The organism is Alcaligenes sp. LTN-3, assembly GCF_059735605.1.
Window position 1 is genome coordinate 817,447 of the sequence record NZ_JCAPDN010000002.1, and the last position, 15,210, is coordinate 832,656.

The following is a 15,210-nucleotide window of genomic DNA, read 5'->3' on the forward strand; positions in this document are numbered from 1 at the left end:
CTGTTGGCTTCGGGCTTGGATGTCAGGTCTGCAAGCACATTATTCGGGCTTTTGACTCAGCTAAGTCTGAGATAAAGAGAAAATGCCTCAAGCCGTGTTGTTAGCGGCTTGGGGCATTTTTTTCGGGTTAGCCTGAATTGGATTGATGTCAGGCTTGCTCCATACTGGTGGCCTTAGCGCTGTTTTTCTTCCCACCCCCACGATGTTTCTGATCGACGAAAAAATCACGGTACGACGCTTGGAAGTGTTGCTGGCTTTTCTGGAAGCTGGCACCATTGCCCGTGCCGCAGAACAGTTGGGCACCAGTGCGGTCAGTGTGCATCGGGCATTAAAGAGTCTGGAAGAAGGTTTGCGCTGCCCCTTGTTCTTGCAGGAAGGGCGCCACCTGGTGCCACAAGAGTCGGCACGTGAGCTGGCCGAGGCCGCCAAGGAAACCATCCGTACCTTACAGCATGGTATTGACGCAGCCCGTGAAGCCGGGGGCTATTCGTCGGATCAACTGCGCATTGGCTCCATGTATTCGCTAACAATACGTTTGGTGCCACGCCTTTTGGTAGAGCTTAAGGTCCACAAGCCTGCCATGCAGATTGATCTGGTGTTGGATTCCAACGAGAAGCTGCTGCAAAAGCTGCGGGGCGGTCATATTGATGCCGCCTTGATCGAGTTGCCTCAAAAGCAGCCTGATGACCTGGAAATGCTGCCTGTTTTTCATGATGAGCTGATGTTTGCCGCCCCTGTGGATTGGCAAGGTTCGGACTCGTCCGTGGTGAATCTGGAGCGTTGCTCCCAGGAGCGCTTTGTGTCGCTGACCGACGATTTTGCGACTGGCCGGGACATGCAGCGCATGTTGGCCAAAGCCGGGTTCGACGCCGATATTGTGATGCGCACCGGAGACATCTTTTCTTTGATGAGCCTGGTCAGTGGCGGGGTGGGGTGTTCCCTTTTGCCAGCCCGTGCCAAAGAGGTTTTCTCTGACAAGATTCAGTGGTTCAGTCTGGAGCCGCCGTATCGACATTTACAGCGCATCGGTCTGGTGTGTATGAAGTCGCGCGAGCGTAGCCCGAATGTGTTGAGCTTGTTACGGGCCTGCCGGATCGTACGCACGCAGCTGGAAAAAGAAGGGCAGAAGTCTGCCTGATGTGGATCTGAAAACGGCGCCAGGTCCTTCTTTTGTTCTCTTTCTCTTGTGCATGGCTTCACAGGGCCGCTATTGAGCGCTGCTGGCATCCTCTGTCGGTTTGGTGCTGGCCGATTACGGCGGCCCAAGTGTTGAATCCTGATCAGGGACGGTGCATGTCCAGCGCACGATGTCGCGCTGCATTTATCCCGCCCAGCGTGACAGCCAGCGTTGCAAACCCTCCAGGGTTTGGAACTCGTCTACACAGCGTGCGGGAATATCGGGATAGCGTTGATTCCACATGCTCGCCAGGCTACGGCCCGGACCAATTTCCAGTACCACATTAGGCTGTCGTTCTTCAATCTGCTCCATGCAGGAATCCCATTGCACAGTTTGCATTATTTGCGCCGATAAGGCCTGGGCAGCGGTAGCGGCATTATGCACCCACACTCCGGCATTGGTGGGCCACGGCACGTTCGGGGCAGCCAGTGCGCTTTGATTCAGTTGCTCCTGAAAGGCGTGAGCCGCGCTGCTCATCCAATGGGTATGGGACGCAATATTCACGGACAAGGGTGTGCAACGAGCCCCTTGTTCTTGAGCAAACTTTTCCAGGGCACAGAGCTTGTCACGCGGGCCCGCACACACCGCACTATCGGGGCCATTGCGTATGGCCAAGGCGGCGCCCTGTGCTTGGCACCATTGTTCAATCGTCCGAATTGAAACACCGCTTATCGCCAGCATGCTGCTGTCTTGCCCGGCTCCGGCCTGGTCCATCAAGGCGGCTCTTTGTCCGGCTAGGGTGACGGTATCGCTGACAGATAAAACCCCGGCGACACAAGCGGCTGCCAGCTCGCCAATGCTGTAGCCCGCCACGGCGGCCAAAGATTGACTGGAGGATTGCAGGGCAGGGACTTGCTCCTGCAATTGCTGCCAGGCGGCCAGTGCGCATGCCGTCAGCACGACTTGCGCATGGGCATTGGTGCTGGCCCAACTGCTATCGCGCATGGCAGCGCGCCAGTCGGGAACGTGCAATTGCTCCTGCATTTGCAGCAGCAGGGGATGGGCCGGGTTCATCCAGGGCAGCATGTCTGCGTATTGCATGCCTTGCCCGGAAAACAGCAGGGCGATTTTCATGCTCAGGCTCCAGTAGGGCGGCGCTGGCTGGCCCCGCCGGGTGCATACGCTTGCAATCGGTCCAGCCAGCAGCAGGCCGACAAGGTGTCGGCTACGCCTCCGGGGGACAGGCGGCGTTTCATGAAGGCTTGATGCAAGTCTTGGGCGCGTTGCATTGCGTCGGGGGTGAACGCACTGCCCGCTTGTAAGTATTGCGCGGCGCAGCGGCGCGCGTAGTGTAGTCCCTCCAGTCCGCCACGATGGGCCAGATTACTATCGTCAAGGACCGCCATAACAGAAAAGAAGGTATGCAAACCGACGGTCTGCAACTGCTGTTCTGCCACTGGTGTGCTGTGCGGAGACAAAGTGTTGACAGCGACTTGCCAGGCGGGCCAGGCCGTTTCAAACAAGGTGGGAAAGCCTTGGGCGGCTTCCTGGTTCGCGCCTTGCAAGCCATAGCGGCGTACCGCCCGTCCGCCCGGCAGTGCGGACGACGCTTGCAGGCTGCGGGCCTGTAAAGCCGCCCCCCATAATGTTTGAAGTTGGCCCCGAATCGTGGCGGGAGTCAGGGTGCGAAAAGGAAGGCAGGCGCCTGCGGCTGCGCACAACAGGCCCAGCATGAAAATGGCGCCACGGTGGGTATTGATGCCCCCCGTGGCGGCCTGCATGCGAGCCTCCGCTGCAATCCCGCGAGTTTGCAGTTGGCTGAATGGAACACGCTGTTGGCCCAGGGCCGCCATGTCGGTGAAGTAGTGGCGCAAGGCAAACAGACTGCGATAAAAAGTGCTGGCATCCATATCGTCATGGCTGCCGCTGTCGATCAGGGAAACCAGCCCCGGTTTGGGGGCCAGAATCAGCTCGTCATACAGCGCCAGAACGGCTGCCCGGCCTATGGCCGTGCAACTCCAGGAACGAGATGGATCCATGGAGTCGGGGGCAGTGGGTAACTGCGCCAATGCCCTTGTTTCAATTGCATCAAGCAGCATGAGAGGACTCCAGGCTAGGGGCGTGCTCGGGCCAGTCCGAGTGCGCCTGAATACGTAAACCATGCGTGTGTTTGATCATGACTTTGCGGCTGGCACCGCTGCGCCATTGCTGCCATTCACGCCAGGCAATGGCGTCGTCGTTGGGAAACAGCAGCTCGCCATCCAGACGGGGGAAACCGGGCCATTCGTTGGCCGCACGTAATAGCTGCACCAGACGATCGGCCTGCGTGGCGCACTGCACGGGCAGCAGCAAATCCAGGTCCGAGCCTTCACGCACATAGCCTTGTCCGGTGATCAGTTCCCAGCCATAACTGCCATAGACCTGCGCCGTGCAGCTGTGTGCCTGCATCTGTTGGCATAAGCTCAACCAGTCTTGTGCCGAGGAAACCGGCAGCAAGGTTTGGGCTTCATGGGCGGGGGGGAAACTGCCCCAGCTCACGCTCCGAGCCTGGGGAACGATCAGGGACAGCCTTTGCCGTCCCCAAGCGGTCGGCAAAGGAATACCCACTTGCAGTTGCCCGCTACGCAGCTCGCCCGGCTGACGGCTGACGACCAGAGGCCAGTCACGGGCCTGCCATCTGCACAGGCATTGATAGGCGTGGCGGCTCGGCTCCAGATCAGCCAGCACCTGATCCCAGGCAGTGCTGTCCAGCGTGATCAGGTGGTGGCGGCGAGCGGGCAGTGGGGCGGTCATCAGGATGCCTGCAAGACCTGTTCAATGATCTGCGCAGCCAGACGGCGGCCACCACGTTCGGCACCCTCGCTGGCGCGGCGATCCTGATTATTGGACTGGGCCAGTGCCGCACGTAATGAAGCGCGCAGTTGCTCTGGCGAACTGCTCTCCCAGACAGACTCAATACCTCCCATGGCCACGTAGTTGCCGACGCCAGGCGCAAAGACCGGATTGGATTGCGCCAGCTCTTCCAACATGGCTTCGGGCAGTTTGGTGACGCGGGCCATGGCAGGGATGCGCATGACGCGGATCTCGGCTTCAGGCACGGCATAGCAGGCATCGGCAATCAGGCCGGAGGTGATGAAACCACCGGACAGAGCCTGGTCATATACCAGCCCAATGACTTTGTGGCCTTTGCGTCGGGCCAGATCCAGGCACATGCCCAAGTGAGCCATAGCGCGGTTGATGCCCAGCAGCTCATCGCGGCGGCGCAGTTGCTGGCCTTGGGTATCGACCAACAGCAGCAGGCTGCGGCCTGGATGGTTCTTGATGATGTCCAGCACGGCCTGTGCCTGGGTCAGGGCCAGAGCCACGCCGATGGGGGCGTGTTCGGTAGTCCCGATAACGGCCAGGGTCTGGCCATCAAACTCGGCATTGCCTTGCAAGAACAAACTCTGTTCGGTGATGCTGTGCTGCGTATCGAACAGCGATTGCACCAGTGTTTCCCATTTCATGACAGCGCCTCCTGGCGGCGTAATGCTTTGACGGCGGCCGCGTCCATCTGCCCGACGTGATCGCTTTGTTCCAGCCCCAGCGCTTGCCACAAGGTCTGGGCCTGATTCTCGGTGTGATCCCATTGCTCTACGGGCAGCAGGGCCGCGCGGTGTGCCAGCAACTGATGTTCCTGCTCGAGCTCTTCCAGGGTGACCGGGCCACGGGCCGGGTTTTTCAATCCTTGTATGGCAGCGGCGCGGAAAGCGGCCACGGTATCGGACACGAGATCGTCGCAATCCGCCGTTAACCAGCGGTGTTTTCCGCCACTGGTTTGCCAGACCAAAGCACGATCTTTGGAGTCGTATTCTTCAACGCCGTGCGAGGCTTCAATCACCTCCGGGCCGGACATGGCCAGACGGCCTACGTCACTCATGATCAGGTGGTTGGTGCAGCGGGCCACAATGCCCATGCCACCAAAGCAACCGTTTTGCCCACCCACCAAGGCAATCACCGGCACACCGGCATTACGCGTATCCAGCAAGGCGCGCATCACTTCGGAGACGGCAATCAAACCGGCATTGGCTTCGTGCAAGCGCACACCACCGGACTCCAGCAGCAGTACCACACCCGCAGGGCGGTCGATCAAGGCTCGGCGCAGCAGGCCCACCAGTTTGGCGCCGTGAACTTCGCCCACGCCACCGCCCATGAACTCGCCCTCTTGTGCGGCCACATAAACGGTCTGTCCTTCCAGCAAGGCATGGCCGATGGCCACGCCATCATCAAAGGAAGAAGGCACACCCAACTGCGCCAAGTGCGGGCTGCTCAAGCGTTGGGCAGGGGGTAACCATTCGTGAAAGCTGTTCGCGTCAAACAGAGCCTGGACGCGCTGGCGGGCAGAACATTCCAGATAACTGCTCATGACGGTGTTCCTTGTGCTTGGCTGCGTGCCAGGGCTTCGCTGGCGGCCTGGTCCAGACGCAGGCTGACCACGGCCGGGGTGGCCCCCATATCGTTGATGTCAAAGTGGATACCGGCCAGCGGATGGCGCTGGTGAAAGTCCCGCACCACCGCATCCCAGATCGTGGAGAAGCCGCGTGCCGAGGTGTGAATGTGGATGGTGCATTCGGGGCCGTCCTTGGGCTCGGCCAGCACTTCCAGATTGCCCGAGCCTACGACGCCCACCAGCACCGGTTGGAAGGTGGCGATGGGCTCTTGTCCTTTGAAACGGTAGGCCAGGGTTTCCAGGCCATGAGGAAGGTTTGTCATCGTGATCTCCTAATGCAAATAGCGTGGCGGGCCATTACCAGTTACGAAAGCGTGCCGGCGGTTGATATAGCCCGCCGGAGGCCTGAACCAGATCCCGCATGCTGCGTGCGGCCAACAGATTGCGTGTGGCCTGGCGTGGGTCTATGCCCAGATCCTGGGGGCGACGGATGATGCCGCGATCGCGCAGGTTCTCCACCATGCGGGCATCGCGTCCCAGACCTACTTGTGTGTAGCCCGCAACGCCGCGTATGGCCTGTTCGCGTTCTTCGTCGGTACGGCACAGCAAGAGATTGGCGATGCCTTCTTCCGTCAGGATATGGGTGACATCGTCGCCGTACACCATGATGGGAGGCAGATCCATGCCGGTTTGCTCTTGCAGGGTCCAGGCATCCAGAGTGTCTACAAAAGCGGGGGTCATGTGTTCGCGGAAGGTCTCCACAATTTGCACCACCAGCTTTTGACCACGCGGCGTACCGGCTGCACCCTGACGACCTTCGCGGGCTTGTTGACCGGCCTTCAACCAGGCGGGGCTGGTGTGGCGACGACCGCGTGCATCCGCGCCCATATTGGGTGCGCCACCAAAACCAGCAATACGGCCGAGCGTGGCGGTGGAGCTGTTGCCATGCAGGTCGATCTGCAAGGTGGAGCCGATGAACAGGTCGCAGGCGTAGTGGCCGGCCGCCTGACAGAAAGCGCGGTTGCTGCGCATGCTGCCATCCGGGCCGGTGAAGAACACATCGGAGCGGGCACGCAGATAGTTTTCCATGCCCAGCTCGGAGCCGAAGGAGTGTACCGATTGCACCCAACCGGCTTCAATGGCCGGGATTAGGGCAGGGTGAGGATTCAAGGCCCAGTGCTGGCAAATCTTGCCTTTCAGGCCCAGCGACTCCCCGTAAGTGGGTAGCAGCAATTCAATGGCGGCGGTATCAAAACCGATGCCGTGGTTCAGGCGTTGCACGCCGTACTCTGCGTAGATGCCCTTGATGGCCATCATGGCCATCAAGACCTGGATTTCGCTGATCTGGGCGGGGTCGCGGGTAAACAGCGGTTCAATAAAGTGTGGGCGCGGAGCAGGCACCACGAAGTTCACCCAGTCGGCGGGAATATCCACGCGCGGCAGGCGGGTGGTCTTGCTGTCGACCAGCTCGTTGACCTGGGCGATGACAATGCCGCCGGAAAACGCGGTGGCCTCCACAATGGCCGGGGTGTCTTCGGTATTGGGGCCGGTGTACAGATTGCCATGCTCATCGGCGGCCTGAGCCGCGATGAGCGCGACATTTGGGGTCAAATCGACAAAGTAACGGGCAAACAACTCCAGATAGGTATGAATGGCACCGATGTTCAGCCGTCCTGCCGAGGCCAGCCTGGCCAGGCGCGCACCTTGCGGGCCGGAAAAACTGAAGTCCAGGCGGCTGGCAATGCCTTTTTCAAACACATCCAGATGCTGGGGCAAAGCCAGCACGGATTGCACCATGTGCAGGTCGTGAATCTGCGCTGGGTCGACTCCTACCAGTGCGTCGGCCAGAAAATCGGCCTGCTTCTGGTTATTGCCTTCCAGGCAGACTCGATCTCCTACTTGTAATACGGCTTCCAGCAAGGCGCTGGCTTTATCCGTGCTGCATAGTTTGCCTTGCAAAGAGTCTCCCAGTGCGCGGCGGGCACGTTGCAGTCTTTGCTGGCGGGCTTGATTCTTAAGATTCCAGTTGCTGTCCGTCATTGGGTTTCCCTGTCATACCTCTGTCGATGTGATTCGTTAAACAAGCTGCCTGGCCCTTCAGGATCGTAGTTCAGGCAGCGCGATTGTTAAGGTGCCCAGACGATGGGCAATGCGGGTGGCCGCCTCGAGCAGTAGGTCGTCCTGCCCGGGGCGGGCGGCCACTTGCAGTCCTAACGGAAGCCCGTGGTTGCCAAAACCGAGTGGCAGGTTGATGCACGGAATGCCCAGCGCCGTCCAGGCACGGCACAGCACGGGATCGCCCGTGGTGTCGCGCGCAGGTGCCTCGCCCAGGGCAGCGGCGCTCAGGATCAGGTCCGCCTCGCCGAAGATCAGTTCGGGCTGACGCTTGACCTGGTTGATTACGGCCTGGGCCTGGGTCAGCTCGGCAGTCGGGATCTGTGCAGATTTCTCCAGATAGGTTTGTAAAGCCAGCGAGAGCTGTTCAAGGTGGTGCTGGCGTTCATGGCTTAAATGAGCCAGTACCTCAGCCCCCATGACGGCTTGCTGCGCGTAGGTCAGTTCGCCAAACAGCTTGTCCTTGTCGCTAAGCTGAACCTCAAACTGGCCATCATCCGTTTTCAGATGGCCGACGCTTGCTTCCAGTCGATCACGCAGATCCTCTGCAATATCCTCCCACCAGGGTGTGTGCAAAAAGCTCAGGCGCAAAGGGGCTTGCAGCAGGACTTGCGATACTTCTGGCGTACTGCGCAGTGCGTTGAAAACACGGCGCACATCCTCCAGGCGCTGGCCCAAAATCCCCAGGGTATCCAAAGAGGGGCTGATGGTTTTCAGCCCGCTGCTGGGCAGGGCACCAAAGCTGGGCTTGAAGCCATAAATTCCGCAGAAGGTGGCAGGACGCACCACGGACCCCGCTGTCTGGGTGCCCAAGGCCACCGGAACCACATTGGCGGCCACGGCAGCGGCCGAGCCGGACGAGGAACCGCCCGGGGTATGCTCCAGATTCCAGGGGTTGCGTGTCTTGGGCGGGCTGAACAAGGCAAACTCCGTGGTGACGGTTTTGCCAAATGGCACGGCACCGGCCGCCATCAGGGCTTGCACAATGGCGGCATCCTGGGTGGGGCGGTTGTCGCGATAAATGGGTGACCCATAGGTGGCTGGAGCGTCCTTGGTATTGATCAAATCCTTGATGCCGATGACCAGCCCCTTCAAGGGGCCCGTGTTGCTCTCCTGTTCTTGGGCGATGCGCCGTACCTGCTCCTTGTCCAGATGGGCAAAGGCCTGAATCAGATCCTCGGTTTGCTCGTAGCGGGCAATCGCTGCTTCTGCCGCCTTCTGGCTGGATGTCATGTTTCGGGTAGCGAAATCATTCACAGACATGGCAAGTCCTTAGAGCGTGAAGGGGGCAATAAGAATGGCAATCGTCAACACGACGGTGCCAATCAGAAAGGCCACGACGGTAAAGCCCATGACTTGCCGTACATTCAAGCGTGCAATGGCCAGCACAGGCAGGAGCCAGAAAGGCTGGATCATATTGGCTACTGCTTCGCCAAAGGCCACTGCCATGGACATCAGGCCCAGATAGGCGGGGCTGTCCTGACCCATGGCCAAGGCCGATTGCACGGCGATGGGGCCTTGCACCCCCCAGTGTCCGCCACCGGAAGGAACAAACAGCGAGATGATGATGGAGGCGATAAAGGTCAGAAAGGGCAGGGTGTACTCATTGGCCCCGGTCACCAGCGCCGAGGACAGTATTTCCTCCAGAGCATGACCTCCTTGCATGGGGATATAGGCCAGCAAGCCCATGATGCCGCCGTACAGTGGGTATTGCAAAATCAGCGGGCCTGCTGTTTTGGCGGACTCGACAAAGGACTTGATAAAACGGATAGGGGTCCAGTGCAGCAGAGCACCGGTAACGGTGAACAGCATGATCATGGATGAGATGTTCAGCGCAAAACCGCTGCGCACGAAGTAGTACATACCCGCAGCAAAGAACAGTACGTTCAGAATCCATAGGTTTTCCAGTTTTTCGGCTGGAGTGTTGGGTTTGGTTTTGGGTAGATCCTTTTCAATATCTGCGAAGACAGCGGGGTCGGGAGGCAAGGCGTAGTCGGGCTCCATGCGCCAGATTGTCAGAAACAGCAGGATGATCAGGGCCACGACCGGGATCCAGCTATAGGGCTGGAAAATGGTCAGGCTAAAAGGCACCGTCATGCTGGTCAGTTGATGGATGACGTTGATGGGGCTGTTGGGGTCAGTATTGGCCAGGGCAATCGAGCTGGACAGACCTTGAGTCCAGAGCAGGTAGCCCATATAGCCCGAGGCAATCAGATAACCAAAGTGGACATGGGGCAGGCGGCGGGCAACCTGGCGTGCGACCAGGGCGCCAGCAACCAGCCCCAGGCCCCAGTTCAACAGGCAGAAGATTGAACCTACAGCAAAGCACAACAGGGCACCCTCAACTTGGGTTCGGGCACGGGATGCCAGCCAGATAATGGCGCGTTTTAGCGGTGGTGCTTCGGCCAGGGTGTAGCCTGTCACCAGAATTAGCACCATTTGCAGAGCAAAGGTAAAAATACTTTTAGGCCCCCATACCCCGCGATACCAGGCATCCACCATTCCTCCGGGGGTGGCACCATCAACAAACAGGGTAATCAGTCCTACAACCAGCAAGCTCAGGATGACGGCGAACAGATAGGGGTCCGGCATCCACTTTTCTACGTAACGCACGCAGATATTGGTAAAGCGGGTCAGCAAGTTTGGCCTGGGTTTGGCCGGGATGGCAGCAGTGGTGTTCATGATGAGCGTATCCTTGTTTTTGTCTCCCCGACCTGGCTAGCGGGTCGGCCTATGGTGTGTCCCTTAGGGGGCTTATCGTTGTGCCCACAAGATAGCGACAGGCCCGGCAGGGGATCAATAAAGCAAATGTCGTTTTATTTACGCGCGGCGAAACGATGGCGCGTTAACCCTAGGGAAAGAGAGGGGGGTGAGCCTGTGGACAGGCAACGGCGGCTATAAGGCCGGCTGTTTTCTCTGGTGTGGAGATATTTAGCTAAAACGAACGGATTTGAGGATCAGTTTGAAGAGAGACGACAGCACCGTTTGAAATGGACTACGTTTTTCAATGGGGAGACTGTGAGGGCAAAGAGCAGAGGGGGAAAGGCAAGGCTTTTACTCAGGTTCTGACGGCCAGACCTGAGAGCTTGACGCCAGTTGCATGGCAGAAGCTGGTGAGCAAAGGAAGGGGAGAAAGGGTGGGAGTACTGTTTGAGACATAAAAAAGCACACAGAATGCGCTGTGTGCTTTTAAGGAACCCTAACGGCGCTGGACCGAACAGAGAGGACTGTTTTCTTGAACTAAAATTTGTCGGCCACTGAATCCAGGGCCTCGCGCAGTAGACCGGCAATTTCTTTTTGACGCGGCGCAGGCATGCGTTCGGTAATCGCCGTGACACTCATGGCCAGAATGGGGCGGCCTTTGTGGTCGCACAGGGCGCAGCCCACACCCAAGGCACCGCGCACAGCGTAATTACCGACAACCGAGTAGCCACGAATGCGGGTGTTGGTAACCAGTTGACGCATCTCGCGCTGGGTCATGCCGCCGTACTGGTCCAACTGATTGGCATTGCGCTCGATAATCTGTTCGATGGCCTCGTCTCCCAGTGTGGCCAGATAGGCCATGCCACCGGAACCTACGCCCAAGGGCTGACGCTTGCCGACATAAGTGGCCAGAATCTGTACCGGGTAGGGGCCGATTTCGCGCCATAGGCTAATGGAGTCGTCGCCATCGCGGCCCACCAGAAAAACGGCATCGCCGGTCAGTTGAGCTAGCTCTTGCATGATGGGCTGCATGATGGTGACTCGCGGGTCCAGCCCAAACAGGCCCTGATCCTGGCGCGTGGCGCTGTAGCGACGGCTATGGCTGCTGTTCTGGACCAGCCCGTGATCGATCAGAGCGGCCAGCAGCCGGTAGATGGTGGGGCGCTGTAATTGCGTGGCGCGTGACAAGTCAGTGACGCTCAGCCCTTTGCCTTGATGATTTTGCAAAGTCTTGAGCACCAGCAAGCCGCGTTGCAGGGTACGCGGCCCAGCCTGATCCTGCGGTTCTACGGTCTCGGGAGTGTTCATGCTTGAAAACAGCTAATGCTTACCGAAAAGTAACTCAGTAAGAATATACGCCAGCCGAGAAAGTGTCCACTGTGTGATCGCTCATTTCCGGTAGAGCCCCCTACAAGCAGCGGGCAAGTGGGGCGGAGCGCAAGCTTTAGCGCTGTTCCGGGCCGGCCGATTCGTCTTTACGCTGCTCGGGAATAGGGTGACCTGCCGTTTTCGCGGTCTTGATCATGGCGGTACACAGGCCGCGCAACATATCGACTTCGTCCAGGCTGAGTTGGGCTCGCCCAAACAAGTGCTGCATGCGGGGCACCAGTTTTTTGGGATGCTTGGGGTCCAGGAACTTGACGCTTTCGATAGCCTGTTCCCAGTGTTGCAGCAACGCCTGCACCTTGGCTTGAGGCGCCAGTTCCTTGCCGGGGTCTGCCTTGCCATCGGTATTGGGCAGCAGGCTGGCACCACTTTCAGCCAGCAGGGCGTAGCGCAATTCCCAGGCGGCCAGTTGCAAAGCCTGGGCGACATTGAGCGAACTGTATTCAGGATTGGCTGGAATATGGCAGACGTACTGGCACTGGCTGATGTGATCGTTGGTCAGGCCCACGCGTTCGGTACCCAGCACAATGGCCACTGTGCCGGCGTGCTGGCGCAGATGTTCACGGCTCAGTTCGGCGGTCTGGCGTATATCGGCGGCTGGCGGTCCCAGGTAGCGGGGGCGGGCAGTCAGGGCAAAAGCCAGGGTGACTGGCTCCAGCGCATGCGCCAGGGTAGGCACAATCGTGGCCTGCTCCAAAACGTCTACGGCACCGCTGGCCAGTGAGATTGCCTGAGGGTTTTGTGCAACGTCCGGGTCGAGCGGGTCAACCAGACATAAGTCGCCAAAGCCCATGGTTTTGATCGCTCGCGCCGCTGCGCCCACGTTTCCAGGGTGGCTGGGTTGCACCATAATGAAGCGAACCCGGTGAAAATTATCATCAAATGCCGATGCTTGCGTCTGAGTCATTTAAAATAGCTACTTTGAAGCTACGCTTCCTGTGTCTGCTCACGCGATTTTGCCCTGCAACAGGGCACGCCAGGCAGGCTCAATTATTGTTAAAAAAACGGAATTTCCATGCACCCGATGCTCAATACCGCCATCAAGGCGGCTCGCCGTGCCGGCACCATTATCTCTCGCGCCAGTCTAGACCTCCAGCACCTGTCGGTTGCGCGTAAAGGCCCTAAAGATTATGTCACGGAAGTGGATCGCGCAGCAGAGGAAGCCATCATTGAAGTGTTGAGCGAAGCCTACCCCGATCACGGTTTTATCGGAGAGGAAACGGGCGAGCGCCCACCGCTGGAACCCGCAGGCGAAGGCACTCCTGAATACCAATGGGTCATTGATCCGCTGGATGGCACCACCAACTTTATTCACGGCTTTCCATGCTACGCGATTTCAATTGCATTGATGCACCGTGGTCAGGCTGCCCATGCCGTTATTTACGATACCAATCGCAACGAAATGTTCACGGCCAGCCGTGGCGGCGGTGCGTTCCTGAACGACCGTCGTATTCGTGTATCGGGCCAGACTCGTTATCACGATGCCTTGATCGGTGCGCACGTGCCAGATTCGGGCGCGGGCGTGAAACCTACCTCCCCATTTGCCGATATGCTGGCCGAATGTGCGGCTGTGCGTCGCGTGGGTGCAACGGTTTTGGATTTGGCTTATGTGGCCGCCGGCCGTCTGGATGGTTTCTGCGCCGTCAACCTGCAACCCTGGGATTTGGCCGCCGGCACTTTGCTGGTGACTGAAGCGGGTGGTCTGGTCGGCGACTTTGAAGGCGAGCAAACCTGGAAAGAAACCGGCAATGTGATTGCCGCCAGCCCGAAGATCTTTATCCAGATGCTGTCGCACCTGCAAGATTAAGAACCTAGACCCCGGCACCGCCGGGGTGTTCTTTTAGTCACAGCGCCAAGGAGCTGAGATGGAGTGGTTGATGGACCCGACCGTTTGGGTTGGGTTGCTCACACTGGTAATTCTGGAAATTGTGCTGGGCATCGATAACCTGGTGTTCATTGCAATTTTGGTCGATAAGTTGCCGCCCGCGCAGCGTGATCGTGCTCGTGTGCTGGGCCTGTCCTTGGCCCTGCTGATGCGTCTTGGCCTGTTAACGGTCATGTCCCATCTGGTGCAGTTGACTGATCCTTTGGTATCCGTGTTTGGTCTGGATTTCTCAGGTCGCGATCTGATCATGATAGTGGGCGGCTTTTTCTTGCTGCTCAAAGGTACGCTGGAGCTGCACGAGCGTATTGAAAACCGCAGTGCTCACGCCTCCGGGTCGCGCATGTATGCCAGCTTCTGGGTCATCGTGGCGCAGATTGTGGTGCTCGATGCCGTATTTTCTCTGGATGCGGTCATTACGGCTGTGGGGATGGTCGATCACCTGCCTGTCATGATGGCGGCGGTGATTATTGCCATTGGCATCATGCTGGTGGCCTCCAAACCGCTGACGGCTTATATCAACAGTCGGCCTACGGTAGTTATTTTGTGCCTGGGCTTTTTGTTGATGATTGGCTTTTCCTTGCTGGTCGAAGGCTTTGGCATACATGTACCCAAGGGTTACTTGTATGCGGCCATTTCCTTCTCCATCCTGATCGAAATGTTCAATCAGTTGGCGCGTCGCAAGCTGCGTATGTTGCAAGCGGGTCGCCCCATGCGCGAGCGTACGGCCGAGGCTGTGCTGCGCATGTTGGGCAAGCGCCCCGCTTCGGGAGAGGCGGCCATTGGGCCGGATTTGCCAGGGGCATCGGCACAAATGGTATTTGGCCAGGAAGAGCGCAATATGGTTAGCGGTGTGCTGACCTTGTCCGAGCGCACCGTGCATTCGGTGATGACGCCGCGTAATGCCATTACATGGGTGAATATTCAGGACTCCCCCGAAGTTCTGCGCGACAAAATGACACAGGAACCTCATAGCATGGTGCCGGTCTGTCGTGGTTCGCTCGATGAGGTTATTGGCATTGGTCGAAGCAAAGAGTTACTGGCAGATCTGCTGATTCATGGTCATATCCGTGTGGATCAATTGCGTCAGCCGGTCTTTGTGTATGAGTCCATCGGAATTTTGGACTTGATGGAAACCATCAAGCAAAGCCGCGGTCAATTGGTCCTGGTAACGGACGAGTTTGGGGCGATTGAAGGGCTGGTGACGCCCTTGGATATTTTCGAGGCCATTGCGGGTGACTTTCCCAGCGAGGATGAAGCCCCCGATATTGTTCAGGAATCCCAGGACCACTGGCTATTGGATGGCTCCACGGATCTGCATCATCTGGAACAGATGCTGGGCGTGGATGGACTGGTGGATGAAGAGGAAGAATACGCCACCTTGGCCGGCTATTTGCTGACGCGTTTTGGACAGTTACCCAAGGTCGGTGATGTCTGTGAGCTTGAACAGCGCGATGCCGTGTATCGCTTCAAGGTTCAGGAGCTGGAAGGGCGTCGCATTTCCCAGGTCAGTTTGGAACGCGTGCCCTACGACGATGAACAAATCGATCCCTTCTTGGCATCTTAATTTTTATTGGC

At 58.4% G+C, this 15,210-nt stretch carries 14 protein-coding genes; 3 read left to right on the plus strand and 11 right to left on the minus strand.

The window, feature by feature from the left end; translation table 11 throughout:
• Positions 1-145 precede the first annotated feature (145 nt).
• Positions 146-1,138 (plus strand): LysR substrate-binding domain-containing protein, encoded by a 993-nt coding sequence (locus tag AC6I6N_RS12040; protein WP_321268052.1) that lies wholly within the window; start codon positions 146-148, stop codon positions 1,136-1,138.
• 183 nt (positions 1,139-1,321) lie between these two features.
• Here AC6I6N_RS12040 and AC6I6N_RS12045 read toward each other — a convergent pair whose 3' ends face one another.
• The 11 genes from AC6I6N_RS12045 to AC6I6N_RS12095 all read right to left on the minus strand — a co-directional run bounded on the left by AC6I6N_RS12045 (position 1,322) and on the right by AC6I6N_RS12095 (position 12,657).
• Positions 1,322-2,251 (minus strand): acyltransferase domain-containing protein, encoded by a 930-nt coding sequence (locus tag AC6I6N_RS12045; RefSeq protein ID WP_427954788.1) that lies wholly within the window; start codon positions 2,249-2,251, stop codon positions 1,322-1,324.
• 2 nt (positions 2,252-2,253) lie between these two features.
• On the minus strand, positions 2,254-3,216 hold the full coding sequence (locus AC6I6N_RS12050) for a triphosphoribosyl-dephospho-CoA synthase (protein ID WP_497943534.1): 963 nt from the start codon (positions 3,214-3,216) through the stop codon (positions 2,254-2,256).
• Positions 3,206-3,910, minus strand: coding sequence for a malonate decarboxylase holo-[acyl-carrier-protein] synthase (gene mdcG, locus AC6I6N_RS12055; RefSeq protein WP_497943535.1), 705 nt, complete (start codon positions 3,908-3,910; stop codon positions 3,206-3,208). Before mdcG ends, AC6I6N_RS12050 begins: the two co-directional genes overlap by 11 nt.
• On the minus strand, positions 3,910-4,623 hold the full coding sequence (gene mdcE / locus AC6I6N_RS12060; RefSeq protein WP_094195890.1) for a biotin-independent malonate decarboxylase subunit gamma: 714 nt from the start codon (positions 4,621-4,623) through the stop codon (positions 3,910-3,912). The genes mdcG and mdcE overlap by 1 nt, the downstream gene beginning before the upstream one ends.
• The gene (locus AC6I6N_RS12065; protein ID WP_497943536.1) at positions 4,620-5,522 is read right to left on the minus strand and encodes a biotin-independent malonate decarboxylase subunit beta; all 903 of its coding nucleotides are present in this window, start codon (positions 5,520-5,522) and stop codon (positions 4,620-4,622) included. The genes mdcE and AC6I6N_RS12065 overlap by 4 nt, the downstream gene beginning before the upstream one ends.
• The gene (gene mdcC, locus AC6I6N_RS12070; protein WP_321268060.1) at positions 5,519-5,869 is read right to left on the minus strand and encodes a malonate decarboxylase acyl carrier protein; all 351 of its coding nucleotides are present in this window, start codon (positions 5,867-5,869) and stop codon (positions 5,519-5,521) included. Before mdcC ends, AC6I6N_RS12065 begins: the two co-directional genes overlap by 4 nt.
• A 34-nt stretch (positions 5,870-5,903) precedes the next feature.
• Positions 5,904-7,586, minus strand: coding sequence for a malonate decarboxylase subunit alpha (gene mdcA, locus AC6I6N_RS12075; protein ID WP_264672559.1), 1,683 nt, complete (start codon positions 7,584-7,586; stop codon positions 5,904-5,906).
• A 57-nt stretch (positions 7,587-7,643) separates the two neighbouring features.
• Positions 7,644-8,924 (minus strand): amidase, encoded by a 1,281-nt coding sequence (locus AC6I6N_RS12080; protein ID WP_497943537.1) that lies wholly within the window; start codon positions 8,922-8,924, stop codon positions 7,644-7,646.
• A gap of 9 nt (positions 8,925-8,933) precedes the next feature.
• Positions 8,934-10,343, minus strand: coding sequence for a short-chain fatty acid transporter (locus AC6I6N_RS12085; protein WP_108727951.1), 1,410 nt, complete (start codon positions 10,341-10,343; stop codon positions 8,934-8,936).
• A 558-nt stretch (positions 10,344-10,901) separates the two neighbouring features.
• Complete coding sequence (locus AC6I6N_RS12090) at positions 10,902-11,672, minus strand: IclR family transcriptional regulator (RefSeq protein WP_094195896.1); 771 nt, start codon at positions 11,670-11,672, stop codon at positions 10,902-10,904.
• 136 nt (positions 11,673-11,808) lie between these two features.
• The gene (locus tag AC6I6N_RS12095; RefSeq protein ID WP_094195897.1) at positions 11,809-12,657 is read right to left on the minus strand and encodes an RNA methyltransferase; all 849 of its coding nucleotides are present in this window, start codon (positions 12,655-12,657) and stop codon (positions 11,809-11,811) included.
• A gap of 108 nt (positions 12,658-12,765) precedes the next feature.
• On the opposite strand from AC6I6N_RS12095, the gene AC6I6N_RS12100 reads away from it, so the two are divergent.
• Both AC6I6N_RS12100 and AC6I6N_RS12105 read left to right on the plus strand, forming a co-directional pair.
• Entirely contained in the window at positions 12,766-13,557 is a 792-nt protein-coding gene (locus AC6I6N_RS12100; RefSeq protein ID WP_009457824.1) for an inositol monophosphatase family protein, read from the plus strand.
• 58 nt (positions 13,558-13,615) lie between these two features.
• Entirely contained in the window at positions 13,616-15,199 is a 1,584-nt protein-coding gene (locus AC6I6N_RS12105; RefSeq protein WP_094195898.1) for a TerC family protein, read from the plus strand.
• Positions 15,200-15,210 lie beyond the last annotated feature (11 nt).

What these genes read in the sequence shown, in the direction of transcription:
- AC6I6N_RS12100 (WP_009457824.1), top strand. Translation starts at nt 12,766, where the DNA reads ATGCACCCGATGCTCAATACCGCCATCAAGGCGGCTCGCCGTGCCGGC.
- AC6I6N_RS12090 (WP_094195896.1), bottom strand. Translation starts at nt 11,672, where the DNA reads ATGAACACTCCCGAGACCGTAGAACCGCAGGATCAGGCTGGGCCGCGT.
- AC6I6N_RS12105 (WP_094195898.1), top strand. Translation starts at nt 13,616, where the DNA reads ATGGAGTGGTTGATGGACCCGACCGTTTGGGTTGGGTTGCTCACACTG.
- AC6I6N_RS12080 (WP_497943537.1), bottom strand. Translation starts at nt 8,924, where the DNA reads ATGTCTGTGAATGATTTCGCTACCCGAAACATGACATCCAGCCAGAAG.
- AC6I6N_RS12045 (WP_427954788.1), bottom strand. Translation starts at nt 2,251, where the DNA reads ATGAAAATCGCCCTGCTGTTTTCCGGGCAAGGCATGCAATACGCAGAC.
- AC6I6N_RS12095 (WP_094195897.1), bottom strand. Translation starts at nt 12,657, where the DNA reads ATGACTCAGACGCAAGCATCGGCATTTGATGATAATTTTCACCGGGTT.
- mdcA (WP_264672559.1), bottom strand. Translation starts at nt 7,586, where the DNA reads ATGACGGACAGCAACTGGAATCTTAAGAATCAAGCCCGCCAGCAAAGA.
- mdcE (WP_094195890.1), bottom strand. Translation starts at nt 4,623, where the DNA reads ATGAAATGGGAAACACTGGTGCAATCGCTGTTCGATACGCAGCACAGC.
- mdcG (WP_497943535.1), bottom strand. Translation starts at nt 3,910, where the DNA reads ATGACCGCCCCACTGCCCGCTCGCCGCCACCACCTGATCACGCTGGAC.
- AC6I6N_RS12040 (WP_321268052.1), top strand. Translation starts at nt 146, where the DNA reads ATGTCAGGCTTGCTCCATACTGGTGGCCTTAGCGCTGTTTTTCTTCCC.
- mdcC (WP_321268060.1), bottom strand. Translation starts at nt 5,869, where the DNA reads ATGACAAACCTTCCTCATGGCCTGGAAACCCTGGCCTACCGTTTCAAA.
- AC6I6N_RS12065 (WP_497943536.1), bottom strand. Translation starts at nt 5,522, where the DNA reads ATGAGCAGTTATCTGGAATGTTCTGCCCGCCAGCGCGTCCAGGCTCTG.
- AC6I6N_RS12085 (WP_108727951.1), bottom strand. Translation starts at nt 10,343, where the DNA reads ATGAACACCACTGCTGCCATCCCGGCCAAACCCAGGCCAAACTTGCTG.
- AC6I6N_RS12050 (WP_497943534.1), bottom strand. Translation starts at nt 3,216, where the DNA reads ATGCTGCTTGATGCAATTGAAACAAGGGCATTGGCGCAGTTACCCACT.